The sequence below is a fragment of the Planktothrix tepida PCC 9214 genome, assembly GCF_900009145.1.
GTDB classification, from domain to species: Bacteria; Cyanobacteriota; Cyanobacteriia; order Cyanobacteriales; family Microcoleaceae; genus Planktothrix; species Planktothrix tepida.
The window spans coordinates 1,559,941-1,584,393 of sequence record NZ_LN889782.1 but is presented as its reverse complement, the minus strand read 5'-3'; the positions used below and the strand labels follow the sequence as shown (position 1 = coordinate 1,584,393).

The 24,453-nt window shown below is 38.1% G+C and carries 21 protein-coding genes, 1 tRNA gene and 3 pseudogenes; 17 read left to right on the top strand and 8 right to left on the bottom strand.

Annotated features, from left to right (window positions below; translation table 11 throughout):
- Positions 1–68: 68 nt before the first annotated feature.
- Positions 69–923, top strand: coding sequence for a nitrate ABC transporter ATP-binding protein (locus PL9214_RS09930; protein WP_072718564.1), 855 nt, complete (start codon positions 69–71; stop codon positions 921–923).
- 157 nt (positions 924–1,080) lie between these two features.
- Here PL9214_RS09930 and PL9214_RS09925 read toward each other — a convergent pair whose 3' ends face one another.
- Positions 1,081–2,052, bottom strand: a complete 972-nt coding sequence (locus tag PL9214_RS09925; protein WP_072718563.1) for a LysR family transcriptional regulator — start codon at positions 2,050–2,052, stop codon at positions 1,081–1,083.
- Positions 2,053–2,307: 255 nt separating this feature from the next.
- Between PL9214_RS09925 and PL9214_RS09920 the strand changes: the two genes are divergently transcribed.
- Positions 2,308–2,379 (top strand) — tRNA-Gly (locus PL9214_RS09920).
- Between the two features lie 261 nt (positions 2,380–2,640).
- Here PL9214_RS09920 and ltrA read toward each other — a convergent pair.
- A pseudogene (ltrA, locus tag PL9214_RS09915) lies at positions 2,641–4,439 on the bottom strand (group II intron reverse transcriptase/maturase).
- 1,052 nt (positions 4,440–5,491) lie between these two features.
- Here ltrA and PL9214_RS09905 point away from each other — a divergent pair.
- Entirely contained in the window at positions 5,492–5,758 is a 267-nt protein-coding gene (locus tag PL9214_RS09905) for a hypothetical protein (RefSeq protein ID WP_072718561.1), read from the top strand.
- 557 nt (positions 5,759–6,315) lie between these two features.
- On the opposite strand, the gene PL9214_RS09900 is transcribed toward PL9214_RS09905, so the two are convergent.
- Positions 6,316–6,501, bottom strand: coding sequence for a ribbon-helix-helix domain-containing protein (locus PL9214_RS09900; protein WP_072718560.1), 186 nt, complete (start codon positions 6,499–6,501; stop codon positions 6,316–6,318).
- 163 nt (positions 6,502–6,664) lie between these two features.
- Here PL9214_RS09900 and PL9214_RS09895 point away from each other — a divergent pair, with 163 nt between their 5' ends.
- The 3 genes from PL9214_RS09895 to PL9214_RS30060 all read left to right on the top strand — a co-directional run bounded on the left by PL9214_RS09895 (position 6,665) and on the right by PL9214_RS30060 (position 9,206).
- A complete protein-coding gene (locus PL9214_RS09895) occupies positions 6,665–7,468 on the top strand; it encodes a hypothetical protein (protein ID WP_072718559.1) in 804 nt (267 codons plus the stop codon).
- Between the two features lie 796 nt (positions 7,469–8,264).
- Positions 8,265–8,549, top strand: coding sequence for a hypothetical protein (locus tag PL9214_RS09885; protein WP_072718558.1), 285 nt, complete (start codon positions 8,265–8,267; stop codon positions 8,547–8,549).
- A 252-nt stretch (positions 8,550–8,801) separates the two neighbouring features.
- Complete coding sequence (locus tag PL9214_RS30060) at positions 8,802–9,206, top strand: hypothetical protein (protein ID WP_083579942.1); 405 nt, start codon at positions 8,802–8,804, stop codon at positions 9,204–9,206.
- Between the two features lie 1,332 nt (positions 9,207–10,538).
- On the opposite strand, the gene PL9214_RS09860 is transcribed toward PL9214_RS30060, so the two are convergent.
- Positions 10,539–11,942, bottom strand: a complete 1,404-nt coding sequence (locus PL9214_RS09860; RefSeq protein WP_072718554.1) for a hypothetical protein — start codon at positions 11,940–11,942, stop codon at positions 10,539–10,541.
- A gap of 214 nt (positions 11,943–12,156) precedes the next feature.
- Here PL9214_RS09860 and PL9214_RS09855 point away from each other — a divergent pair.
- From PL9214_RS09855 to PL9214_RS09825, 7 genes and pseudogenes are all read left to right on the top strand, one after another.
- Positions 12,157–12,501 (top strand): annotated as a pseudogene (locus PL9214_RS09855) (shikimate dehydrogenase); the annotation flags it as partial.
- A gap of 111 nt (positions 12,502–12,612) precedes the next feature.
- Positions 12,613–15,426 (top strand): hybrid sensor histidine kinase/response regulator, encoded by a 2,814-nt coding sequence (locus tag PL9214_RS09850; RefSeq protein WP_245824206.1) that lies wholly within the window; start codon positions 12,613–12,615, stop codon positions 15,424–15,426.
- Positions 15,427–15,553: 127 nt separating this feature from the next.
- A complete protein-coding gene (locus tag PL9214_RS09845) occupies positions 15,554–16,165 on the top strand; it encodes a PH domain-containing protein (RefSeq protein ID WP_072718552.1) in 612 nt (203 codons plus the stop codon).
- A gap of 311 nt (positions 16,166–16,476) precedes the next feature.
- A complete protein-coding gene (locus tag PL9214_RS09840) occupies positions 16,477–17,427 on the top strand; it encodes a thermonuclease family protein (protein ID WP_072718551.1) in 951 nt (316 codons plus the stop codon).
- Positions 17,428–17,440: 13 nt separating this feature from the next.
- A complete protein-coding gene (locus PL9214_RS30570) occupies positions 17,441–18,022 on the top strand; it encodes an NADPH-dependent FMN reductase (protein ID WP_072718550.1) in 582 nt (193 codons plus the stop codon).
- Positions 18,023–18,061: 39 nt separating this feature from the next.
- The gene (locus tag PL9214_RS30565; protein ID WP_072718744.1) at positions 18,062–18,568 is read left to right on the top strand and encodes a heme-binding protein; all 507 of its coding nucleotides are present in this window, start codon (positions 18,062–18,064) and stop codon (positions 18,566–18,568) included.
- Between the two features lie 268 nt (positions 18,569–18,836).
- Entirely contained in the window at positions 18,837–20,792 is a 1,956-nt protein-coding gene (locus PL9214_RS09825) for an alpha-amylase family glycosyl hydrolase (RefSeq protein WP_072718743.1), read from the top strand.
- 51 nt (positions 20,793–20,843) lie between these two features.
- Here PL9214_RS09825 and PL9214_RS09820 read toward each other — a convergent pair whose 3' ends face one another.
- A complete protein-coding gene (locus PL9214_RS09820) occupies positions 20,844–21,260 on the bottom strand; it encodes a hypothetical protein (RefSeq protein ID WP_072718549.1) in 417 nt (138 codons plus the stop codon).
- A 130-nt stretch (positions 21,261–21,390) separates the two neighbouring features.
- Positions 21,391–21,528, bottom strand: coding sequence for a hypothetical protein (locus tag PL9214_RS31195; protein ID WP_186440323.1), 138 nt, complete (start codon positions 21,526–21,528; stop codon positions 21,391–21,393).
- Between the two features lie 10 nt (positions 21,529–21,538).
- Here PL9214_RS31195 and PL9214_RS33230 point away from each other — a divergent pair.
- The 4 genes and pseudogenes from PL9214_RS33230 to purQ all read left to right on the top strand — a co-directional run.
- Positions 21,539–21,800, top strand: a pseudogene (locus PL9214_RS33230) (IS701 family transposase); the annotation flags it as partial.
- An 11-nt stretch (positions 21,801–21,811) separates the two neighbouring features.
- Positions 21,812–22,126: a calcium-binding protein gene (locus PL9214_RS09815; protein ID WP_072718548.1), complete on the top strand. Its 315-nt coding sequence runs from the start codon at positions 21,812–21,814 to the stop codon at positions 22,124–22,126.
- Positions 22,127–22,170: 44 nt separating this feature from the next.
- Positions 22,171–22,443 (top strand): phosphoribosylformylglycinamidine synthase subunit PurS, encoded by a 273-nt coding sequence (purS, locus tag PL9214_RS09810; protein ID WP_072718547.1) that lies wholly within the window; start codon positions 22,171–22,173, stop codon positions 22,441–22,443.
- Positions 22,444–22,532: 89 nt separating this feature from the next.
- On the top strand, positions 22,533–23,210 hold the full coding sequence (purQ, locus tag PL9214_RS09805; RefSeq protein ID WP_072718546.1) for a phosphoribosylformylglycinamidine synthase subunit PurQ: 678 nt from the start codon (positions 22,533–22,535) through the stop codon (positions 23,208–23,210).
- Positions 23,211–23,317: 107 nt separating this feature from the next.
- On the opposite strand, the gene PL9214_RS09800 is transcribed toward purQ, so the two are convergent.
- Together PL9214_RS09800 and PL9214_RS09795 are read right to left on the bottom strand one after the other, a co-directional pair.
- Positions 23,318–24,022, bottom strand: a complete 705-nt coding sequence (locus PL9214_RS09800) for a glutathione binding-like protein (RefSeq protein ID WP_072718545.1) — start codon at positions 24,020–24,022, stop codon at positions 23,318–23,320.
- A gap of 81 nt (positions 24,023–24,103) precedes the next feature.
- Positions 24,104–24,409 (bottom strand): DUF3181 family protein, encoded by a 306-nt coding sequence (locus PL9214_RS09795; protein ID WP_439331529.1) that lies wholly within the window; start codon positions 24,407–24,409, stop codon positions 24,104–24,106.
- Positions 24,410–24,453: the final 44 nt, after the last annotated feature.

Genomic DNA, 24,453 nt, shown 5'->3' with positions numbered 1-24,453 from the left:
TTCAACCAATAGAGACGCGCCGTGGCACGTCTCTACAAATACCATTTAAAAATAAGGAAAAATTAACCATGACTACTGTTAAAAATGTGGGTTCTACCTTTGGTAAAAAATTTACTAAAACATCAAAAGTCAAAAATCAGCCTTATTTAGTGTTTGATCACGTTTCTAAGGTTTATCCGACTTCTAAAGGGCCTTACACGGTTTTAAAAGATGTTAATCTCACCATTAGTGAAGGAGAGTTTATTTGCGTGATCGGACATTCTGGTTGCGGAAAGTCTACTTTATTAAATATGGTTTCTGGTTTTAATACTCCTTCCGATGGTCAGGTGACATTACGCTCAAAACCGATTTTAAAACCAGGGCCAGACCGCATGGTGGTGTTTCAAAACTATGCCTTATTACCTTGGCGGACGGTCTTTGAAAATGTTTATTTGGCGGTTAATGCGGTTCATCCCAATAAGTCACAAGTTGAAAAAAATGCCATTGTTCGTGATCATTTAGCTATGGTGGGATTATCAGAAGCGGCCGAGAAAAAACCCCCTCAAATTTCGGGAGGGATGAAACAACGGGCTGCGATCGCACGGGCCTTAGCCATTCGTCCTGAAGTGTTAATTTTAGATGAACCCTTTGGGGCGTTGGATGCTATTACCAAAGAAGAATTGCAGGAAGAATTGTTAAAAATATGGAATGATCATCGCTGTACAGTATTGATGATTACCCATGATATTGATGAGGCATTATTCCTGGCTGATCGCTTAGTGATGATGACAAACGGCCCCTCGGCAACCATTGGCGAAATCTTAGAAATTCCCTTTGAACGTCCTCGCGATCGCACTCAAATTATGGAAGATCCTGAATATTATAACCTCAGAAATTATGCCCTAGATTTCCTCTATCGTCGGTTTGCCCATGATGATGAATAAATAATTTTTGACTACACCCTAAAACCCCAGTTTCTTCAAGAAACCGGGGTTTTAATCTTAGGAAAATTTAAAGCATTTAAGGGCGAGAAAACCTCGCCGATACAGGGGATCTTTAGATGAATTAAAATGTCATTTTCTTTCCGAACTCTAACTGATTTCATCCCATTTTAACTAAATCTCCATGATGATTTCCGAGCAACGTTCCATTCTGTAAAGCCAGGGTTCCTAATAAGGGAACATGATTACTATTTTCTAATAAAAATTTTAAAAAAGTTTCTGCAATAATAGACAGTTGTTTTCCTTCTAAATGAGTCACATACCACCGCAGATGAATCGGAAAATGTTGTACATCTAAAATAGTCAGTTCCCCCATTAACTGTTCTGCAATCAGAGTATGTTGAGACAGAACTGAAAGCCCTAAACCTCCTGCTATCGCTTGTTTAATGGCTTCATTACTCCCTAATTCTAAACGAACTTTTACCCCAACTTTATACCGTTCAAATAGCTTTTGAACCGATTGTCGTGTTCCTGAACCTTGTTCTCGCATAATAAAGGGTTCTCCCGCTAAAGATTTAATCGGAATATTCTTTTCTCCCGCTAAAGGATGATCTTGTCGGGATACAACAACTAAGGGATTATCTAAAAACGGTTGACTGGATAATGCTAAATCTTCAGGAGGTTGACTCAGGATATACAAATCATCTTGATTGTCTTGCATTCGTTGAATTAAGGTAGCATGATTAGTCACCTGTAAAGCAATATCAATCCCTGGATATTGTTGACAAAAATGCCCTAACACTCTGGGGACGAAATATTTAGCCGTTGAGACGACTCCTAACCGCAAGCGACCTTGTTTTGTTCCTTTTAATGAAGCCACTTGCATTTCTAAATTATCCAACCGTTCAAAAATATCTTGACAAGTAGATAGCAATGCTTCTCCGGCTTCAGTCAGATACAGTTGCTTGCCAATTTGTTCAAATAATGGTAAACCAATGGTTTGAGTGAGTTGTTTAACTTGAGTTGAAACCGTTGGCTGTGTAATCATCATTTCTTCGGCAGCCTTCGTAAAGCTACTATGACGCGCCACGGCCTCAAATACTTTCAGTTGATGTAAGGTTGCCTGCATCAAGAGTCTATCCCTCCTTGAGTCATTAGGGTTATGAAATAAAAGCTTTGCAACGTTTCTCTCTTTTCTATTATAGATATAAATCAATAAAATTATCGTTTAACATTAAAAAAAAACTATATAACTAAAAGTTATCTAACACTGAGAGTCGATGCTCACTGAGGGAAAACCATTCTACCGCTTTTGGCTTTTTCTCCATGAGGGGTATTGAAAATACGGAAAATTGAGTTATAATCAAATATAGTCTGAAAAAAAGCTGCGGGCGTAATTCAGTGGTAGAATGTCACCTTCCCAAGGTGAACGTCAGGGGTTCGAGTCCCCTCGTCCGCTTAAGCTGTAATACTCTCACTGTACGACGTTCACCTTAAGAACGTAACATTTTTACCACTGAATCACTCAATCATCACTCAACATACTGTTAGTGTAACGGGTTGGATGAGTGACAACACTTTATAGTTATATAGATAATACTTATAGCTGTTAGAGCGATCGCTTAACTTTTGCTTATAATCCGTAAATAGACGATATTTATAAGCCATATCACCTTCACCCTTACCTTGCCTGTTAGAGTCGATAGAAGCGTTACCACTTCTACCTCTCCTTCAGAACCGTGCGTGAGACTTTCACCTCACACGGCTCCTTGATAATTCCACCTTTGTTATAGGTACGATTCAAAACGGGTTATTGTCATGATTCTTGATTAAAGAACCGTCGTGGGCCGTTTTTATGTCGTGACAATGTTTGTGTAGAAGTTGCAGATTATCATAAGTGTCTTTTCCACCTAATGATGTTGGTTTAATATGATCAACCTCTACAATGTCTGTACTTGTGAAATACAGACCACAGTCAGGACAAATACCCTTTTGTTTCTTGATTAATTTAGAAACCCTGTTAGGAGTTTCAGGATATTTGCCTCTTCGTTTACTCCAATAAGTCCAGTTGCCATCATACGGACTAGCTTCGCTTTTAACCTTTGTATGCCTTACGATTGGCGTACTAGCGTGAGTGATTAATTCTAATCCGTCTTCTGTACTGAAACACCAATTTTTGTTGCCTACTGTTCTCCAGTATTTATCTTTATTGATGTCCCCTTTTCCCCTTGTTCTTGCCCATGTTCTCAACTTATCATAAGTTAGATGATCAACTTGTGAGAAAGTTTTTTTACTAGCAACTGTTGAGTAATAGTTTGACCACCCTTTAATTATTGGGTTTAGCTTACTAATTAAAGTAGCTTGTGGGGCGGTCGTATAAGTATCTATTACTTCAGCTATCTTGATAAGATGAGTTTTGATTTTGGTTTTTGAGGGTGTGATTATTGTTTTAAAACCTAGTGGAATTCCTTTGGAATTATTGGCACTTCTGTAGTTACCTACTTCGTGTTGTTGTATATGGAATCCTAAAAAATTAAACCCAACTTTTCCGTCAATTTCATTGAGGGTGTGGGTTATTTTTGTTTTACTGGGTTTTAATTCCAATCCCATATCACTCAACCATTCAGCGATTATCTCTTGACACTTTCTGACAACGTTTACATCCTCATGGATTATCACAAAGTCATCAGCGTAACGGATTAAACTAAGGGCATTACGGTTATTTTGTTTATGTCCTTTTAGAGTTTCTGCATATTGCTTGACTCTTTCTTCCATACCATGTAAGGCAATATTTGCAAGTAGAGGTGAAATCACCCCCCCTTGTGGTGTTCCCTCATGGGCAGGAAAAAGTTGTTTTCCGACGCAGTACCCTGCTTTGAGCCACACTTGAATTTGACGGCTTAAAGTGGGGTATGTATGTATTTTGGAGATTAACACTTGATGGTCTATACGATCAAAGCATTTTGAGATATCAGCATCAAGCACATATTTGGCTTTTTGATGGATGCTATTGAATATTGCTTCGATTGCATCGTGGCAGGAACGTCCTGGTCTGAAACCGTAACTGTTAGGTTCAAATTTAGCCTCCCATTCGGGTTCTAATGCTAGTTTGACTAACGCTTGTAATGCACGGTCGTCTATTGTGGGTATTCCCAATGGACGAGTTTCAGTTGTTCCCGGTTTGGGTATCATTACTCTACGAGTAGGTTTAACCTTACCTGTTAACTTTAATCGTCCTACAAGGCTCATCCGTTGTTTTGGGGTCAGAGATTTAACTCCGTCCACTCCTGCGGTATTTTTGCCTTGATTGTCCTGTGTTACCCGACGTACAGCGATACATTTTGCTGACCAAGACCTAATCAGGGTCTTCTGAAGTTTGCGAACTGCTTTAACATCGCCTCGTTCACTCGCTCGAAATATGCGCTTTTGCAACTTGAAAGTCACCCGTTCTAGCTTGCGCCAGTTGATGTCTTTCCACTCCACCGTCTGATTTTTGTTCAGCGTTTTAGATTTATTCATTGCTACTTGTTCTATTTCTTTGGAATTACCGAGTATCTGTCAGCATATCCCTTGCATTACCAAGGGCATTCGCTTTTGATACCATCCCTCCCCTAATTACCATTCGTTAGCTACTTACTGGTTATCGACCTTTTACCAGAGATAATTAGGGGTTACTTCGTTCCGATTACACATTTGTTTGAAGTCTTTAGCGTGATGCTATCCACCGGGTTTATTGGGCGGTGCTTATAAGTCGGATTATCAACCGCTTATGCCCTAATCCTTGCCTTTTGGCTTGGTGTTTATCAAGTTTTATCTTGAATTTAGCCCATTACACCATTTCTGTTAACGATGGTTCAAACGCATCTTTGCTTTCGCTACACATGGACTTCTTGCTCGATAGTTACCAGATTTGGCTACCAGTAGTTCTACCTTTTAACCCCGCTTTAGTCTGTTAGTTGCTACTTAAGCAGACTAGGGGTTATGCTTTCACCTCAGCACTTGAGGGATGGGACTTAATTCACAGAATTTCACCCATAAATGTAATTAGTTATCTCTAACTACCTAGGTAGCTAGGCTAACCGTCCCATAAGCTTTTTGGCTTATTTTAGGTTAAACGAATCGCACGATAACTTTCAGATTTACTTCCAGTTGTATGTACTTAGGGAAGTAAGCAAAACTTTTAGACGAACGGTAAAAAAATATGAGTGAACCGCAAGTGAACCGTAAGCTTGAGAACTTAGAGAAGGGTAGGGTTAAGCGCTATGTAGGGGATGAGGAGAAGGTAAGGACTACATTAAGCTTAAGCAAGTCTACACGAGAGTATCTGAGTCAGTACGGCAATGGTATGTCAGAAACGATTGAGTATCTGGTATGGGTACACAGTAAGGGTAAGGCTGGACTGGTTACAGATAAGTTTGAGATGTTAAAGGATAGGTAATAAAAAAATTTACTGAGTAAAATTTACTCAGTAAAAATAGAAATCACAAAACAGAAAAACAAACTGAATAACTTATTTTATTGAATCAGTGTTACATTGATAGAATAGTTAACACTAAACAGGGAATAATTATATGCCTAACTATAATCCCAACACTGAAGGACTAACTCAATCAAAGTGGGTTAATAAACCTGTGAAAGTTTACCGTCTACCTGAACCGATAGCAGATGATGTCCTAGCCTATGCTCATAAATTGGACAAAGGGGAGAATGATCGCTCTACTGTTGAATTGGACACCGCCATAAAAATGTTGACTCAATCGTTAACCCTACCCGCCAACAAAGGGGGCGCGATTAAAACGGGAATCAAAAAGGCACTGGAGATACTAGCCAAAGGCTGACCCCCAAAATTAAACCCATTCACTCACCCACTGACGTTAAATCAGTGGGTTTTTTTGTCACGGGGGTTGTGTAAAATACTGGGAGGGGTTGTGTAAACGCCGTAAAGCTTACCTGGTAATCATTTCAGGCATTTACAGGTCAGATTAACTTTTGAGGATGTGTAGGGGGTTGTGTAGGGTTCAAAATATTACTGTATAAGGGTTTCAGGATAGCTTACACAACCTACACATCATTTTTCCCTAAAATTTTTGAAAAACGGGTAAGGGTATCTATCTGGTAGTCCTAAGTGGACATTGACAGAGGTATAGGTAATGAAAAATTTATTTTTTTAGCAAAAAGGCTGTGTAAGCTGTGTAACGAATGGTGGAAGTATTGATATATAAGGATTAGAGGCTTACACAACCCCTTACACAACCCCTTAGTTGAGGTTTGACACAAAAACACTAAAACTCCCTTGCTACAAGGGTTACACGTCTACACAACCCCTTACACAACCCCCCATAAAAATAACCCACCGATTGTTAGTCAGTGGGTTTTAGTGTTTTGGGTGAGTGGGTTAGTTTTTTGTTTCGGATTCTGCATTCTTTACTACTTCCTGTAGCAGGGTAACTATCAGGTTAGACAATGACCTGTTTTCCCTTTTCGCCCGTTTAACCAACGCCTCTTTTAGTTCATCAGGCATATAGACCATTGTTTTAGAAAGGTTTGTTGGCACAGCCTTGACGGATTGAGTAAAAGTCATACTTTACAACTCTATATTAATATCCTACAATTTCATAGTAACACAGTGTTAACACTTTATAAATACTGTGCTATACTCAAAAGCAAAGTAAAACCCACTGGTATCAGTCGCCAAACTCTCACCAGTGGGTACTCACCCCTAACCACTTAGGAGCTATTAAATTATGACACTTGCAGAACTCAAGGCTAAAGCCACTGAGTTAGGTCTAACGACCGACGAAGTACGTCAACACGGTTCACTCGCTAAAAAAGCGACATGGGAAACGGCCATTGCAGCGACGGAAAAAGCTATTGCTGAAAAGAGCCTAGATACTAAGGGCATTTACCAAACAGAAGCCTATCGGGTAGACAAGTTTTACGGAACTGGATTTAAAATCTTTTCCTTTGCGAATAACTTCTATATTCAGTTTGAGGAAGAAGGCGGCGATTGGAGTAGTCATTCAATAACTGAGGCGATAGCTAAGGCTAACAAACTGCAAGCCGCCAAACTGGGGAAGCCTACCGACAACCCCATTGGTCAGACAGAATCCGATTTATCTAAAGATATCGCTGAAACCGTGAATCAGCCTACTACTGAAGAGTTACCCTTTGAACCTACCCATACCTTAATTGACGGTAAATGGGTTGAGATTGAAAACAAACCCGTTTCTAACAGTATTACAGCGAGTCAATCCTTTCCTATTCTCCCGTTTACCTTTACCCCTACTAAACCCTGTAAACCTGATAATTCTGGTTATTTAATTTTTGATGAAAAACTGGGTAACTGGGTTAAGGAAAAACCGAGTGAATCATCTACCCCATACCGTGACAAGTTAATCGCGAAAATGTCGGGTTATGTGGATAACGGGGTAACTTTAAGCGCTTTAGAAGAAATGCAGAAAGACCCACCTGATGAACATACCGCAGCGATCTATTTAGGGTTACTAGAGGAATCAGAGCGGATGTTATTTGAGGCGTTAGCAGCATGAAACCTACTGGAATCATTGACTACTTATCTCCTTGGTTTATCCCGTTATTCTGTTTCCTCGCTGGGTACTTTCTCAATACAGTTATTGAAGTAAAGATTGCCCCTATAACAACCTTTGAACGGTTAAGTTAATTGTGGCTAGATTAAGTTATCAGTTATCAGTGTAACACTCATTCAGTAAGAGTTTACACAAATATTAGAATTCTTTAAAGGTGATGATTTTAACGGGGGTAATATCGCTCCTGTAGACGGTAAGCACTCAAATTTAGATGCTAATTCTGTTCACTCAAAATCTGCTCAAAATGCTATTACTCCAGATTCTCCTGGTAGCTGGAAAAGTTATCGCGCTGTACCCGTTGTAGAAGAAGCACGCGCGTTTACCGAGGAAGAGGCTGACGCATTAACTGAGTTAGAAAAAGATACCCGACGTAAACGTAAAGCGTCTAAACGTGCTTACGATAAACTGCAAAAAATTGGTAATCATCAAACTGCAATTAATCGTCATCATGAGACTTACCGACGAAATGAGGGACGGAATGAGCGCCGAATTCAAGGGTATAAAAGCACTAGCGCAAAATACCTTCATTCCTTACGACCTGAGTATGCTCAACTCGGACAAAGCTTGCAAAAAGCAGAACAGTTGGCAGACCAAGCTATTAACAATTTGATGTCTCAACTGTAGTCTTTTCTGTTTTTATTCAATGAATTTTATTGAATAGATTTAGAAATTATAAACCCGTCCTCTTAGACTCAGGACGGGTAAGGGTAATCCATTAAATATCACAAAGGATTGTAACATGATCGTAGCACAAATTGAGCGACAAAAGATTGACTTTTTACTACCAATAAATATTCCGATGCCTGAGTACCGTATCGGTCAACTGGTAGAAGCTTATGCTTTAGCAGATTGGTCTAACCCTAACGTGTATGCTTGGTTCCCTGGACGGGTAACGGGTATGGCTTACGTTACCGATAACAGACCTGAACCTGTTTGGGAGTATCAAGTAAAGTTTCTCAACTCATCATCTGATATTGACGAATGGTTTATAGACAGTGAACTCTGGCTACTAGAGGATTGTTAAGGTGATTCAACTTTATCGTATTACCGGGTTCCTTTTGTTAGTAGCTAGTACCGCAAGCTTAATCAGTTTACTAGCGTTATTAGTTAACCAATTAAAGGAACCTTTTTTTGTTCTTTCGCTTATCATTTCAATCGGTTTAGGTGTTACGGGTACGGTTATCTATTATCGTAAAACCGACAATAAATAATGGGTTTTAGGCTTACTTTTTGTTGTTGGTTTAGCTACTGCTTTATTAGTAGGGGGGTTAATTCAATGGGTTACTCAGTAATCAATCCATCTACCAACATAGAAGCGATTAAACAAAATTGGAAGTTAAACCACGTTATCAACTTATTCCTGTTAACTACGTCGCTCCCTTTCTGGTTTTTTGCTCCATTCCTTACCCGTGATGTAAACGCTAACGGTTGGCATAAGTTTTTTAGGTTCAGTTCTATTACCTACGCGATAGTCGCAAGCGGTACGTCACTCTACCTAACGACTCAACTCGGTAAACTAAAACCCAAAATTGATGCAATCAATAAACGTGAGCAAGCTGAATTTAAACACAGTTTAGCGAGTGATTTATATTTAGCTCAAAGTACGAATACCGCTATCGCACAATATCTGATTGCTGATAGGAGTAGTTCACTGAGTTCAGAACAAGCTGTTGAGAATTAACTCCTGAACGATAGCGTTCATCAGGGTTCTAGCGAAAATGTAGACTCAGTTCAGAACAGTTCAGAACTCCTGAACAAGTCAGTTCAAGCGGTTCAGAACAGTTCAGCCGATGAACTCTCACCTTTAGCTGTAGAACATTTTGAGGATGTACTGGATGCCTTAGAAGATGGATTGAGTGACTCCCATATCATTAAAAACGTGATGGGATTTAAAAACTACCGTTACAAGGAAGGTAAAAACGTATTAAATGAAATAAAGCGTTTTATTGATTTAGACGATTAAACGTTTTTTACTAAAACCCGTTAATTAGTTTTTTATTAAAATCCGTTAACGGGTTATTCCCTCAAAAAATACCGTAATTACCCGATGAATAATTTAAACCTGGTAATGGGTAGGGTTAACAAGAGTGTAGTAGGAAACCTTAAAGGTTTCCGTTATGGTTCCGTAAGTTTCCGTCCTGTACCGAAAGCAGAAATTAAAACGGAAACCCTAGGGTTTACCTGTTCAAAAATAAATATTTTTCTTGTTGAAATTTTCTCGATAGGTATGCTATTTTCAGAGAATACCCTCTACAAACGCAAAAAGAGGCAACCCCGTAAAAGTTACCTCTAAGAAGGTATGAATAAAAATTCACATAAAATCACATAAAATCAATGTTAAAAACCGATATGAGCAATTATAGTACAACTCACCAAAATACGCAACAGGCTAAAAAAGTTGTTGGTAATCTCACTGGCAAGCACTACAACTATTTAAGGTTTGACCGGAAGATACCGAGACACTGGGTAGTCGCTAATTTTGAGAGTATCACCCAGAAAAAAGCTAAAGAGATGGGTTTTAGCGCGCCGTCCGATGGCATTCTGTTAAAGTCAGCGTTACCAAGCCTACAGAATCAGTTTAGACCGGACAATCCAAAAGTAGAGAAAAGAACGGACGGTACAGAACGGGCTACCAAGTACGTCACCCCGTATGGTTGTGAAATTGATGCAATGTTACCCAATCATCCTGAATACCCTAACTTCTGGCTTCATGGAGATGAGCTTAAAAAACATTGTTGGTCTATTGATGACCGATTCTACATTCTCATTACAGAAGGGTTTATTGATGCCTNATCCATTACCCTATCCCCCTTCTAGCTACCCATCTGGTTTATTTTCTAATTTTACTCCTCGGAGACTGACAGAAGAGGGATATCTTATCAAGTACAAGTCGGATTATAAGCTTAAGGTTTTTGGAACTCAAATCAACTTAAAAACCTGATTGAGGCACAAAATAAAAAGGGGGAACTAACCCCCTTTGAATCACCGTTACACTGATAGAATATTAATTGGGTTAATCATCTAACTGGTAGATGATTTTTAACATTGCCTTAACCGATGGATCATTTAAATCAAAGCCAGATGATTCAAGTTGAGTTTTAACGATGTCTAAAGTTAACGGTGTTTTTTTATTAACACTGTTTATAATATTTAACTCAGTTTTAAGGTTTCTACGCTTTTTGTATGTACCTTGGTTAGTGGTTTCTGAATGACCCATTAATCGACTTCTAACAGATGTGTTTATTCCACACATTTCTAATAACTGATTATATAAATGTCTAAAAGCATATTTTTGCGTTATCGGACATTTATAACTTTTCATTCTCATATCATATAGATGATCAAAGCCAGAAGCTATAGTTTCAGGTTTACTGTCAGGTTTGGGGCTGTAAATTGGTAGTAACGGATCTGTGATTTTTAATTCTTCCCATAAATGCTTTAAGGGTACTGGATTAATAACTCTAAAACCTGTTTTAGTTGACGTACCAAAATAAGTAAACTCACCGACTACAATTGTACATTCTGGGTTATTAACGCTATCAGTTATTGGATGTATCGTTACTCCATCTTTTGTATACGGTTTATCTAAGTTTAAACTGGCTGCAATTTCTGACGGTCTTAACCCGTATAAAACACACATAGCAGAAACCCATAGCCATGATTTTTTACTTAGTTTTCTATCTTCCCTGTCTAAAAATTCAATACTGCTATACGCTTCTTTGTACCAGCTTAAAAACTCATCTAAACTTATTGATTGCTTTTCTTTAAACTTAGTTTGAGTAGCATTAACGCTTTTTATCTGCTTAAGTAGTTTAGTGTTGTTAGGGGTTAATTCAGCTATTGCTAACATCGTGGTTTTAGCATCTTTAAAACTTTTAGTTCCTTGCTCTAAAGTAAACCAGATATTTTTTAACTCTTCCCAAGTTGGGTATGTGTCCCAGTTTGGGAACATATCAAAAATAACACCATACTGTCTTCTAAAACTTGCGATATCTGATGCCCCTCCTGGTTTATTAATATCTCTCTCTCGTTTTCTTCCTGTGTTACGGTGTCTACCTTTGAAAAAGTTATCCTCTATTTGCTTGAATATCTCCCGATAAGTTACGAGATCGTTCTCAATAATATTTTTATCTATTATCTCTACTCCATACCAGTTCCAAAAGTCAGATGATGTTGTAAACCGCTTTAAAGCTTCAGCTACCTTGTAGGCTTTGTCTACAGCATCTAGGATACCCTTCTCGGTAAACGTCACATTACAAGCTCTACTTGTTCTCTTGCTAGTAGAAGGGTCTATGAATTGAAGGAATAATAGTCTGTTATCATGCAGCTTAAGGCTAACCCCTTTAGGACATTCCTTCCTTTTGCGGTTGTAGAATGTGATTAGATCGCTTAATTGGTTGTATGTACCGTTACTCATTATTTGCTCATCCTTTAACCGGGGTTTGGTATTGAGCAACTCTAAGTAACGCAGTTATAGGGGTTGTAGCTTAGTTGGTGGGTTCGAGTCCCCTCGTCCGCTTCACTTCGCTAACCTCATGAATGGAATATTCTCTAACTGAATTACACCCACATCTTTATAACGGATCTAGCGTTAATAATTCACAGTTCAGGGGAGCGAATGAATATTTATGATGATTAAAGGAACTACGAAACTATTAGGGGTGATTGGTTATCCCATTGAACATTCGCTTTCTCCGGTGATGCAGAATGCGGCGATCGCCCATTTGGGTGTAGATTATGTTTACCTTCCTTTTGCCATTTCCCCCCCTAATTTAAAAACCGCTCTTGAAGGATTTGCCACCATTGGTGTACAAGGATTTAATGTGACAATTCCTCACAAACAGGCAATTTTACCCTTTTTATCCGAGGTGACAACCTTGGCCCAATCCGTGGGCGCGGTGAATACGGTTTGGTGTACTCATAACGGTTGGAGTGGTACAAATACCGATGTTGTAGGGTTTCTTACGCCCTTAGAAGTGTATCATCAACANCCCTGTTCCCTGTTCCCTGTTCCCTGTTCCCTGTTCCCTTTTGAGCAGAAATTTTGGATACAAATCAAATAGGATTGCTATATTACTTCTTACTTAATGATGACTATTGATCGCGCCGATAAAACCCAAGGATCTCGACAAATTCCCCTGAGATTAGTGTTAATTGTCCCCTTTGTCCTGCAAATTGTAGGCGCAGTGGGATTAGTTGGTTTTCTCTCCTATCGTAGTGGACAAAAAGCGGTGGAAGATATGGCAACATCTTTGATGTTAGAAATCGGCGATCGCATTGAACAAAACTTAAACAGCTATCTTAATGCACCCGAACAAGTTGCTCAAACGAATGCTTCTCTCATCCGTCAAGGAATTTTAGATTACCAAAATTTACCCAGACTAAAAACACACTTTGCCCAACAATTACAAATTTTTTCTAGTGTTAGTAATGTATTAATTTCTAACGAACGGAAAGACTTTTTAGAAGTTTTACGGCATACATCCGATCAACTGACTGTTAGAATTTTGAATACTTCAAAAAGTAAAAACTTCTATCGTTACCGAGCAGATATCACAGGGAAAACCCATCAGTTACTACAGATTAGAACCGATTATAATCCCCATAATGACCCACCCGGAGGTAAGCCTTGGTACGTTACGGCACGGGAAACCAAGATGGGAAATTGGGGCATTTTTGTCAGTTTATCACAGGGAAAAGATCATCCAGTTCTGGTCGTTTCCTATACCCTACCATTTTATAATAACGGCGGAGAATTTCAAGGGGTGGTTAGTGCAGGTATATATCTGATTCAGTTTGGAGATTTTCTCCAACATCTAAAAATTGGGAACACAGGCAAAGCATTTTTAATAGATAAACAAGGGCAAATGATTGCCAATTCTATTAATGAAGTCCCATTTATAACGACCGCTAAAAGTGAATTATCCCAAAATGTTAATGCGAATTCCCGGCGATTAAAAGCAACAGCTAGTAATAATCAACTGATTCGATTAACCTCTCAATATTTAACAGATCACTTTAAATTACAAGATATTCAAAAAATTCAAAAATTTAATTTATCAATTGATGGTCAGAAATATTTTGTGCAGGTTTTTCCGGTAAACAAACAAAATTTAAGCTGGCTAACCGTTATTGTTATTCCTGAATCTGACTTCATGGAACATATTCAGGAAAATGCCCATTTGACAATTGTATTATGTGGTCTAACTCTTGCTATTGCCACAATCATTGGTATTCTGACTGCTCGATGGATTACTAAACCGATTTTACAATTAACTCAAGCCAGTGAGGATTTAGCATTAGGGGAATGGCAAAACTTTGACCAAGACAATGAGCTAATAGAAGCTAAAAGTGTTACAGAAATATCAACTCTAGCTAAATCTTTTAAGATTATGGCTCATCAGTTACAAACTGCTTTTGAAACCTTAGAAAATCGAGTTCAAGAAAGAACAGCAGAGTTAGTGATTGCTAAAGAAAAAGCGGAAATAGCCAATCAAGCGAAAAGTGCTTTTATTGCGAATATGAGCCATGAATTGCGAAGTCCACTTAATGCTATTTTAGGTTTTTCGCAGTTAATGTTACGTACCCCAAATTTACCTTATGAAGAATATGAAAATGCGGCAATTATTCAAAGAAGTGGGGAATATTTATTAAGTTTAATTAATAATGTCTTAGATTTTGCTAAGATTGAAGCTGGTAAAACTACTCTAAATAAAAAGGATTTTGATCTCTATCAATTGTTAGATGATTTAGAAGATTTGTTATATTTAAGGGCGATTAATGCCAGGTTAGAATTAATCTTTGATCGCGGTAAAAACTTGCCTCATTATATTTATACAGATGGCATAAAATTACGACAAATTTTGCTGAATTTATTAGGAAATGCTATTAAATTTACTGTCAAAGGTGAGGTCATTCTAACCATTAATGCCACAAAAAATAAAGAAAATGAAAACTATATTTTAAATTTTACGATTAGGGATACAGGTGTGGGTATTTCTCCATCAGAAATCACTAAATTATTTGAAGCTTTTAGTCAAACAGAATCAGGACGAGAAGCACAAGAAGGAACCGGGTTAGGATTAGCTATTAGTCGTCAATTTGTGCAGTTAATGGGGGGAGATATTACTGTTGAAAGTGAATTAGGAAAAGGGACAACTTTTAAATTTTTCCTTGAGGTACAATTAGGCAAAGAAATACACAGTAGTGAGGGAGAAACACGGCAGGTTTTAGCCCTTGTACCGAATCAACCGACTTACAAAATCTTGACAGTAGATGATAAACCGATTAACCGACAATTATTGATTAAATTACTCACACCTTTAGGATTTGAGGTGAAACAAGCCAGTAATGGACAAGAAGCTATAGAAATTTGGCAACAATGGCAACCTCACTTAATTTTTATGGATATGAGAATGCCTATCATGGATGGTTATGAAGCCACTAAATATATTAAATCAACAACTCAAGGTAATGCAACCGCGATTATTGCTTTAACTGCGAGTGTTTTAGAAGAAGAAAAAGCGATTACTCTGTCGGCTGGCTGTGACGATTTTATGCGTAAACCCTTTAAAGAATATACCATTTTTGAAACTTTAACCAAGCATTTAGGAATCAAATATATTTATAAAAATAGGACAGATGGCAAGAGTCAAACAGGAGGAATAATTAATGAATTACCCCGACTCACTACAGAACAATTCCAAATAATGCCCCAAGAATGGGTACTGAGATTATATCAAGCCGTTCTGGAAGCAGATGAGCAGCAAATCATGAGATTAATCTTAGAAATTCCCGAAACTGAAACTTCTTTTGCTAAAAGCTTGACTAAACTGGTGCGTCAATTCCAATTTGAGCAAATTATTGATTTAATAGAACCTCTTGTTGGGGATTCTAATTAATTAGACAAATAAGTATTTATACTATAGATCTAGCGAATTTATGTAGTACAGTCTGTTGCTCTTTTGAAGTGCGGAATCTGGGATATAATTCAGTTAATGTTATTCATGCGATCGCAGAGGCAAATATATGTTCAAAAATATTGCGGCGGATGCTTTGGGTATAAGTGATATTGGTGCTGTCATCAAACCCGCAGACTATAACAAAGTAGATACCGATGATTATATCATCCATGAAGAAGGGGAAAAAATCTATTTTCTAATTAAGTCAAAAACCGATGAATATTGCTTTACTAATCGCGCTTTGATTCATCTGGATGGTACTTCTGCTATGAGCAAAAAACGCTTGCTTCACCGCTATAATTACAGTCACCATATTATTAAAAATGTGAAGCTGGAAACGGCGGGAACTTTGGATATGGACATTGAAATTAAATTTACGATGGGTGAGTATTCCTATTCTATTGATGTTGGTAAAGCTTTTATTGAAAAACTTAAAGACTTGTATAAAGCATTAATTAAAATTTCAGAAATTCAACAGGAAAACGCGATTCATTATGAATATGCTAAAACCAGCTTAAATACAGCAACAAACGCCGTTAACCGTTCGACAACTACCTCCGCTTTAGAAGAACAATTTAAAGCCATTAACCAGTATGCTTTTCAGTGGCTCGAACAAGCTCATAAAACTTATGTTCGGAAAGAATTTGGCGATATTTTTGAGAAATTTATTAACACTTAAAGTCAGCATGAGTTATTATTAGTTTGTTGTTACATTTAGCGCAATGTAAGATAACAATAACGTGCAACAACAAGCCTGAATAGAAGTTGAGAGCAGAGGAACGCCATCTTGATACAAAACTTGATGATGGCGTTGATGCTCTTGCTGTCAATGAAAGCAGCAATAATTATCTAAATCACCACGATCCTTATATTTTAATTAATAAACCTTTGTCTATTCTCTGTTATCCTCTATGGTATTATAATAAAAGCTATTAATTCTAGTGTCAAGATAAATTGTATCATTTATAACTCAAAGGAAAATTAAATATTGTGGGAACTCGAATTAAGAACTTACAAGTAACAAGAGTCGTGGATGGAGACACTATCAAAGTGTTACTCAATGATAAGCGGGAATTTTTAAGACTCGATTGTGTCGATACGGAAGAAATACTCAACCATGATTCTAAACCTCGAACTAATGCCGGAATTGCTGCGGCAGAAATGGCACAACAATATTTTACAAATGAACATGGTTTTTTAACCCAAGTTGATATTGAATTTGATGGCAATGAACCCGCAGAAGTCTGTTTAGAAAAATATCGAGATCATCACGGACGATTAATTTGTTATGTTCATAAATATGGGGAAAACTTTAATTTAAAATTAATTAAGGAAGGGTGGAGTCCTTATTATATTAAATATGGATATTCTCGCTTATATCATCAAGAAATGATGGAAGCTGAAGCCGAAGCCCAAGCTTATAATCGCATGATTTGGAATCCTCAAACCAATGAACACAGTGGGTTTAGAAACTATACAATTTTAATGCCTTGGTGGTCATTAAGAGCTTCAATTGTAGATGATTTTCGTCGCTATGGACAACCCAATGGCGTGTTATCCGTGCGTTTAGATTATCCTAAAATTTTACTCGCCGCCATGAAACAACAATGGGTGACTATTTTCTGTGATTTACAGGAGGGAATTACCAAATGGATCGGGAATAGTGCTATTATTCATACGGGAACAAAAGACCACAATTTGAAATTATGGATTCCTGAAGCCACCGATGGAAAATATGCTCCCCTCGTTTATTTAATTAATAAACGATATACCGGGTTAGGACGCGGCTATATTTATGTCAGTGGACAGGTGACGATGTATCGAGATAAACCCGAAATCACGTTAACCAGTTTGCAACAATTATCGGATTTTTGTCCGATTTTTCAGACCGCAAGTTCGACAAATTCCCCGACTTTCATTTACAATAAAACCCAGACCTGATGAGGATAAAATCATGGCAAATCCCCCCAAAATTCTCGCGTTTGCTGGCAGTGCTAAGGAAGCCTCCTTTAATAAAAAGTTAGTTCAAATTGCCGCAGCCGGGGCAAAAGCAGCCGGGGCAGAAGTGACTTATATTGATTTGCGGAATTTACCGATGCCCTTATTTGATGAAGATTTAGAAGCGCAACAAGGAATTCCCGCAACTGTTCGTGAATTTAAAGATTTAATGTTAGCTCACCAAGGCTTATTAATTGCCTGTCCTGAGTATAATAGTTCAATTACACCCTTATTAAAAAACGCCATTGATTGGGCATCTCGTCCTGAACCTAATTTACCCGGATTAGCTTGTTTTAACAATAAAGTTGCAGCCCTTATGAGTGCATCTCCTGGGGGGTTTGGAGGAATGCGGGGATTAGTTCATGTTCGGGCAATTTTAGAAAGTATTGGGGTGTTAGTTATTCCTGAACAACGTTCAATTTCTAAGGCGTTTGAAACCTTTAATGAAGATGGCAATTTGAAAGATTCCCAACAACAGCAGGATGTTGAAAATTTAGGGGCAAAAGTAGCAAGTTTATTAATGAAACTTTCAGCTTAAATTGTTGTTTTGAGGTGGGTTCTTCCCACCTGCTTTGAGATTATGGCTTCTTTACCAGACGGATTTCCACAACCCACTCCTGTTGGAGTGATTGAAGTTAAACAATATCCCGCTTATCGAGGGGTAACCTATTTACATCAAGGGGATTTAACTCAAGCCACTCGCAGGGCATTTAATCCCCTATTTCAACATATTAGTAGCAACAATATTTCCATGACAACCCCTGTAGAAGCTCGGTATTTACAGGAGTCTGAATCTATCAATCAAGCCGAGGTTTCTTTCCTCTATTCTCATCCTGAAATTACCCCTCAACAAATACAATCTGATGTCAATGTCACCGATACCCCAACAATGAAAGTAGTGAGTATTGGTATCCAAGGTGCTTATACTTGGGAAAGTTATCAAATCCATTTACAACGGTTAAAAAATTGGTTAAAACAACATCCTGAATATGAAATTATCGGTTCTCCTCGTCGATTATTTTATAACTCTCCGATGACCCCTGAAAATTTAAAATATAGTGAGGTGCAAATTCCAATTTGTTAATGATGAAAAAGGACAGGCAATAGGCAATAAATCCTAAACGGAACAAGATTTTCCTGTTTATTTTGAGTACCAGTTTTTGATCTAATTTTAAGGTAAAACTGTTATCAAGAAATGTAATTTGTATTGATTTTGTGGGAGTAGAAGGATTTTCGGAAATTTCTGTCGGGATTCTTCTTTCTTTAGACAGATGTTGAATCCGCTCAGATTCAATAATACTGAGGATAGGGTACAAACCCATCTATTTAATCTAGTTCCTATTAATATCCCCATGTCAAATACAGTCTTTCCTCCCCAAACCACATCCCCCAAAGAAGAAGTTTCTAGCCTCGAAGCTCAAAGTGAAATTCAGGAACTTGTTCAAGAACATAAGGCGGAATTTGATATTGATTTAGAGTTTCTTTATACCCGTGATATTGAATTTCGCCAAGAAACGATTTATTTTATTGTTGTAGATCGATTTTATGACGGTGATCCCAATAATAGCGAAGGCCCTAATCCTGAACTTTATGATTCACAACAACAAGATTGGGGAAAATATTGGGGAGGTGATTTACAAGGAGTTATTGATAAACTTGATTATTTAAAAAACTTAGGAGTAACTGCAATTTGGTTAACGCCTTTATTTGAACAAATCGAAGATTTATTCTGTGAAACGGCGGCAGTTCATGGCTATTGGACAAGCGATTTTAAACGATTAAATCCCCGTTTTATTGGTAAAGATGAAAACCCCTCTCTGAATGCAACTCAAGACACCCGCCACACAACTTTTGATCGCTTAATCGAAGAACTCCATAGCCGCAATATGAAGTTGATTTTAGATATTGTGTGTAATCATAGTAACCCCGATATTAGTGGAAAAAAAGGAATTTTATATGATGATGGAGTCAAAATTGCAGATTTTAATAATGATGAGAAGAACTGGTATCATCATTACGGAGAAGTCACAAACTGGGAAGATGAATGGCAAGTCATGAATTGTGAATTGTCAGGATTAGCCACCTTTAATGAAAATAATATTGAATACCGAAATTATATCAAATCTGCCATTAAACAATGGTTAGATCGAGGAGTTGATGCGTTACGGGTTGATACGGTTAAACATATGCCAATTTGGTTTTGGCAGGAATTTAACGCCGATATTAAAACCTACAGACCTGATGTTTTTATCTTTGGCGAGTGGATTTATTCGAGTCCAGAACAAGATCGATCTGTGGAATTTGCAAATGAGTCTGGAATGTCGATTTTAGACTTTGGATTTTGTGTTGCAATTCGTCGAGCATTAGGCGCATTTGAAGAAGCCGGATTTCACTTAATTCAAGATGTTTTAGATTTAGATCATCGCTATTATAGTTCAACGGAATTGATTACATTTATTGACAACCATGATATGCACCGATTCCAAACGTTAAATCCTGATCCTGAAATTTTGCGAATGGCGATCGCTTTAATTATGACATCTCGTGGCATTCCGTGTGTTTATTATGGCACAGAACAATTCCTCCATAATGATACCAATGGAGACGGAAATCCTTATGGAAATAATGACCCCTATAATCGTCCGATGATGGAAAATTGGGATACGGATTCTCCCCTTTATCGAGAGATTCGATTATTATCCGGTTTACGACGTTTAAATCCAGCCGTATCATTAGGAAGTCAATGGCAAAAATATATTACGCCGGATGTTTATTGTTATGTTCGTCGCTATCGAGATTGTCTGTTATTTGTAGCAATGAATCGCGGAGAAACGGTAACTCTTGAAGAAGTCGAAACCGAGTTAAATGATGGAGAACATACGGATGTCATGTCTAAGAATAAATATGAAGTCAAAGACGGAAAAATTTATAACCTAGAACTCGCTTCTAAACAAGTAATTGTTTTGTCTCAAGTTGGGGAACGTTTAAAAGCACAAACCATTGTTCGAGTCCAATTAAACGGAATTCAAACTCAACCCGGAGAACGAGTAGTTGTCATTGGGGATTGTCCTGAATTAGGGAATTGGGATATTGCCCACGCTTACCCCTTAGAATATATCAATACTAACACTTGGTTTGGGGAAATTCCTTTTAATGAAAGTGCTGGAAAATTGATTAATTATAAATATGCAATTTTACGAGAAGGAACATCCCCATTACGCGAAAATTTAGTATCTCGTCGTTGGGTTATTGCCAATGAAGGTATTGTTAAATGGCGGGATCTTTGGGCATCAGGACGAGAATCATAAATCAGTTATCAGTTATCAGTTATCAGTTATCAAGTCTCCTGCTCAGAAGTGCTATTTCTGATCTGTAATTAACAGCCGATAAGGATTTTGATTTTGTTGACGATCACCGATATAAATGTTATAATTACCTTGGGTTCCATAACCGGAATATTGTAAAATTCCACTGTTGGCAGAACCCTCTGGTAACATACAATAACGTCCGCTAGGGCCATCAATTAATAATGTAGGTGAACCAGAGGTTGTGACCATCACTCGCCAATACGGTAAATCTTCAGTAATTTCAATAATATGATTGGGGGTTTGAGCAATAAATCCGCAATCTTGACTATTAACAGGCCCTCCAGAGGTACCTGATAAGGAAAGAGAACCCCCTTGGGTCATTTGTTGGCGATCAGCCCAAGCGTTGGGTGCTAAAGCTAAAACCATCCCGAAAACACATCCCAATACAGTTAAATTGCGTAGTTTCATTTTTAAGCTTCTCCTGAAGTCAGTAAACCCTATTTAAACCATACTGACAGGAAATTAGGCTTACAGGTTCATTTGTTACTCCTAATACCTTGATCTGAATTGATACTGCATCAGGACTTACGCAGTGACGCTATATGTAGGGTACTAATGAGAAGCGCGATGGCGTAGCCGCCGCCTCACGGCATCGCACTCGAAACTCAAAAGCGATCGCCAACCCAAAAGAAATCTCAAAAGGGATAATAAATTTTAAAATAAAATCAGAATTCATGCCCAAAAATATGAGCATCAATTATCTATACTATTGCCAATATCTTCTGAGTAGCCAAATCAATTATACTATAACCAACTTCGCGCTCACATATTCAAGAGTTTAGCCATGATACAATTAATCGTTACTTGAATGCAGAAAACTTAACAACCGAAGTAATTTGGGAAAAAGTGCATTCAGAACTTCAGACCCATCCCGAAGCTTGTTTAGTTTTTGATGATACGGTACTCGACAAGAGATTTTCCTCGAAAATTGAACTTGTCCGCCGTCAATAAGCGTGGCAATGAACAATGATCAACTCACCGGAGGTCAAGGAAATGATGTGCTTGTGGGTGCAGAAGGAATAGATAGTTTAACTGGAGGTGAAGGTAGCGATCGCTTTGTCCTTATTCCCGGCTATGGCTCTGATCTGATTATGGATTTTCAAGAGGGTCAAGACTTATTGGTTCTCAACAGGGGTTTGACTTTCGAGCAAATCAGCATTATTCCCTCTGCTGAAGGGGTAAGTATCCAAGTTGGGTTAGAAATTCTGGCTCTTTTGCCGGGAGTTAATATAAACTTACTGACTGTTGAGGACTTTGTTTCTTCAGTGATCTAATAAAAAGTGATAATAAGAACTGTGCAGTTTAAGTAGGGATTGTTGTGACCCATCACTACCAAGCTAGAATTTATATTACCCTCCGTCCTTCTGTTCTTGATCCTCAAGGCGTGGCGGTCAAATCCGGCATTCAACATCTGGGATATGACAATGTTGAACAGGTGCGAATTGGTAAATATATAGAAATGACGCTTTCTGCAACCGATGAAGCGGAAGCGAGAACTCAGCTTGACCGTATTTGCGATCAAGTGTTGGCAAATCCTGTGATTGAAATTTATCGATTTGATCTAACGGAGGTTGCATCTGTTACAGCTTGATTTCTGAACAGGTGGGTTGATCAAAGATGAGGTGAAATATCTTTTTTGATCAACTCGTTTCTATTTGTAATTTACTACATAAATTAACTATGAAATTTGGGGTTATTGTTTTTCCGGGTTCTAATTGCGATCGAGATGTGGCTTGGGTAACTCAAGGATTATTGGGACAACCGACCCGCATGATTTGGCATGAAGATACGGATTTATCGGATATTGATGTGGTGGTGATTCCGGGGGGGTTTAGTTATGGGGATTATTTGCGTTGTGGTGCGATCGCACGGTTTTCTCCTGTGATGCGTTCAACAATTGAACACGCCAACCAAGGTAAATTTGTCCTAGGAATTTGTAACGGATTTCAAGTGTTAACGGAAGCAGGATTATTACCCGGTGCGTTAGTCAGAAATCGGGATTTACATTTTATTTGTGAGTCTGTTCCGTTGACGGTGGTTAATAATAATATTAGTTGGACTTCTGAATATAAAACGGGAGAAGTTATCAATTTACCCATTGCTCATGGGGAAGGGTGTTATTATGCCGATGAAAACACTTTAGCAGAATTAGAAGAAAATCACCAAGTTTTATTCCGCTATGGAACGGATAAAACTCCAAAACCCGAAGAAAATCCTAACGGTTCTTTAAATAATATTGCTGGAATTTGTAACCGTCAAGGCAACGTTTTAGGAATGATGCCCCACCCAGAACGTGCCTCTGATCCAATGTTAGGAAATACTGACGGAATTAAATTGTTTAAAACCTTATTGCATTAGGAATTATGTCTCCTCTCCCCCAACTCCTTTTCAGCAAAGGTGAAGGGGAAATAATTCCTAATTCCCTATTCCCTGTTCCCTGTTCCCTGTTGCCTATTCCCTATTCCCTATTCCCCATTTTGAAGCGTTTTTGCACTTTGACCAAAGAGAATCTTTTTCGCTTCATCGGTCATTGTTGTACCGGAAGAATAGGATTTTCCTGTCTCGTAAGCCCGCATCACCGCCGGACGAGATTGAATGCGATAAAACCAAGCTTTTAAATGGGGAAAATCGTCTAAATTTTGCTGTTGTTGTTCAAAGGGAACAATCCAAGGGTAGCAAGCCATATCTGCAATTGAATAGTCCCCAGCAATGTATTCTCGCCCTTCTAATTGACGATTTAAAACCCCATATAAACGATTGGTTTCTTTGACATAACGATCAATGGCATAAGGGAGTTTTTCCGGTGCATACTGGACAAAATGATGGTTTTGTCCCGCCATTGGCCCTAGTCCTGCCACTTGCCAAAATAACCATTCTAAAACGGTTTTGCGATCGCGCCAATTTTGGGGGAGAAATTGTCCGGTTTTTTCGGCTAAATAAATTAAAATTGCTCCTGATTCAAAGACAGACAAAGGTTCCCCACCATCAATCGGATTAAAATCAATAATAGCGGGCATTCGGTTATTAGGAGCAATTTTAAGAAATTCTGGTTTGAATTGATCACCAGCCCCAATATTAATCGGAATAATTTGATAGTCTAATCCGGTTTCTTCCAAAAATATCGGGATTTTGTAACCGTTAGGAGTAGGCCAGTAGTAAAGTTCAATCATGGTTTTTATTAGGCAATATTGTTACAGATGACTGGCACTTGACTCCAAAAATTCAGAGAGGCGTGAACGCCTCGCAACCCGTTACAGTTCTTCTTGGAAGTCTTTTAAAATTCTCACCAATTCTTGAATTCCTGAATTAGGAATTAAATTGACAAGCGAGGTAGTTTGTTTTCCTCCTCCTAAATTAACATAAATTTTTTGCAACACTTGTTGAACTTCGCTTTCGGTAAAGTCTCCCTTTTCTAAAAGGGGATACAGTTGTTCAGCTAATTGAGTATGTAAATGCGCTTCAGCTAAATAGAGATGCCATTTGGCGATATCAATATAGATATTCTCTCCAATTTCAGCCGCTAATTTTTCAATGTTTCTTGTATCTAAAACAGACATCATTAATCTCCTAAATAATTGTGGGTTAACGGTTAACCGTTAAC

What these genes read in the sequence shown, in the direction of transcription:
- PL9214_RS09930 (WP_072718564.1), top strand. Translation starts at nt 69, where the DNA reads ATGACTACTGTTAAAAATGTGGGTTCTACCTTTGGTAAAAAATTTACT.
- PL9214_RS09905 (WP_072718561.1), top strand. Translation starts at nt 5,492, where the DNA reads ATGCCTAACTATAATCCCAACACTGAAGGACTAACTCAATCAAAGTGG.
- PL9214_RS09900 (WP_072718560.1), bottom strand. Translation starts at nt 6,501, where the DNA reads ATGACTTTTACTCAATCCGTCAAGGCTGTGCCAACAAACCTTTCTAAA.
- PL9214_RS09895 (WP_072718559.1), top strand. Translation starts at nt 6,665, where the DNA reads ATGACACTTGCAGAACTCAAGGCTAAAGCCACTGAGTTAGGTCTAACG.
- PL9214_RS09885 (WP_072718558.1), top strand. Translation starts at nt 8,265, where the DNA reads ATGATCGTAGCACAAATTGAGCGACAAAAGATTGACTTTTTACTACCA.
- PL9214_RS30060 (WP_083579942.1), top strand. Translation starts at nt 8,802, where the DNA reads ATGGGTTACTCAGTAATCAATCCATCTACCAACATAGAAGCGATTAAA.
- PL9214_RS09860 (WP_072718554.1), bottom strand. Translation starts at nt 11,942, where the DNA reads ATGAGTAACGGTACATACAACCAATTAAGCGATCTAATCACATTCTAC.
- PL9214_RS09850 (WP_245824206.1), top strand. Translation starts at nt 12,613, where the DNA reads ATGATGACTATTGATCGCGCCGATAAAACCCAAGGATCTCGACAAATT.
- PL9214_RS09845 (WP_072718552.1), top strand. Translation starts at nt 15,554, where the DNA reads ATGTTCAAAAATATTGCGGCGGATGCTTTGGGTATAAGTGATATTGGT.
- PL9214_RS30570 (WP_072718550.1), top strand. Translation starts at nt 17,441, where the DNA reads ATGGCAAATCCCCCCAAAATTCTCGCGTTTGCTGGCAGTGCTAAGGAA.
- PL9214_RS09825 (WP_072718743.1), top strand. Translation starts at nt 18,837, where the DNA reads ATGTCAAATACAGTCTTTCCTCCCCAAACCACATCCCCCAAAGAAGAA.
- PL9214_RS09820 (WP_072718549.1), bottom strand. Translation starts at nt 21,260, where the DNA reads ATGAAACTACGCAATTTAACTGTATTGGGATGTGTTTTCGGGATGGTT.
- PL9214_RS31195 (WP_186440323.1), bottom strand. Translation starts at nt 21,528, where the DNA reads ATGAATTCTGATTTTATTTTAAAATTTATTATCCCTTTTGAGATTTCT.
- PL9214_RS09815 (WP_072718548.1), top strand. Translation starts at nt 21,812, where the DNA reads ATGAACAATGATCAACTCACCGGAGGTCAAGGAAATGATGTGCTTGTG.
- purQ (WP_072718546.1), top strand. Translation starts at nt 22,533, where the DNA reads ATGAAATTTGGGGTTATTGTTTTTCCGGGTTCTAATTGCGATCGAGAT.
- PL9214_RS09800 (WP_072718545.1), bottom strand. Translation starts at nt 24,022, where the DNA reads ATGATTGAACTTTACTACTGGCCTACTCCTAACGGTTACAAAATCCCG.
- PL9214_RS09795 (WP_439331529.1), bottom strand. Translation starts at nt 24,409, where the DNA reads ATGTCTGTTTTAGATACAAGAAACATTGAAAAATTAGCGGCTGAAATT.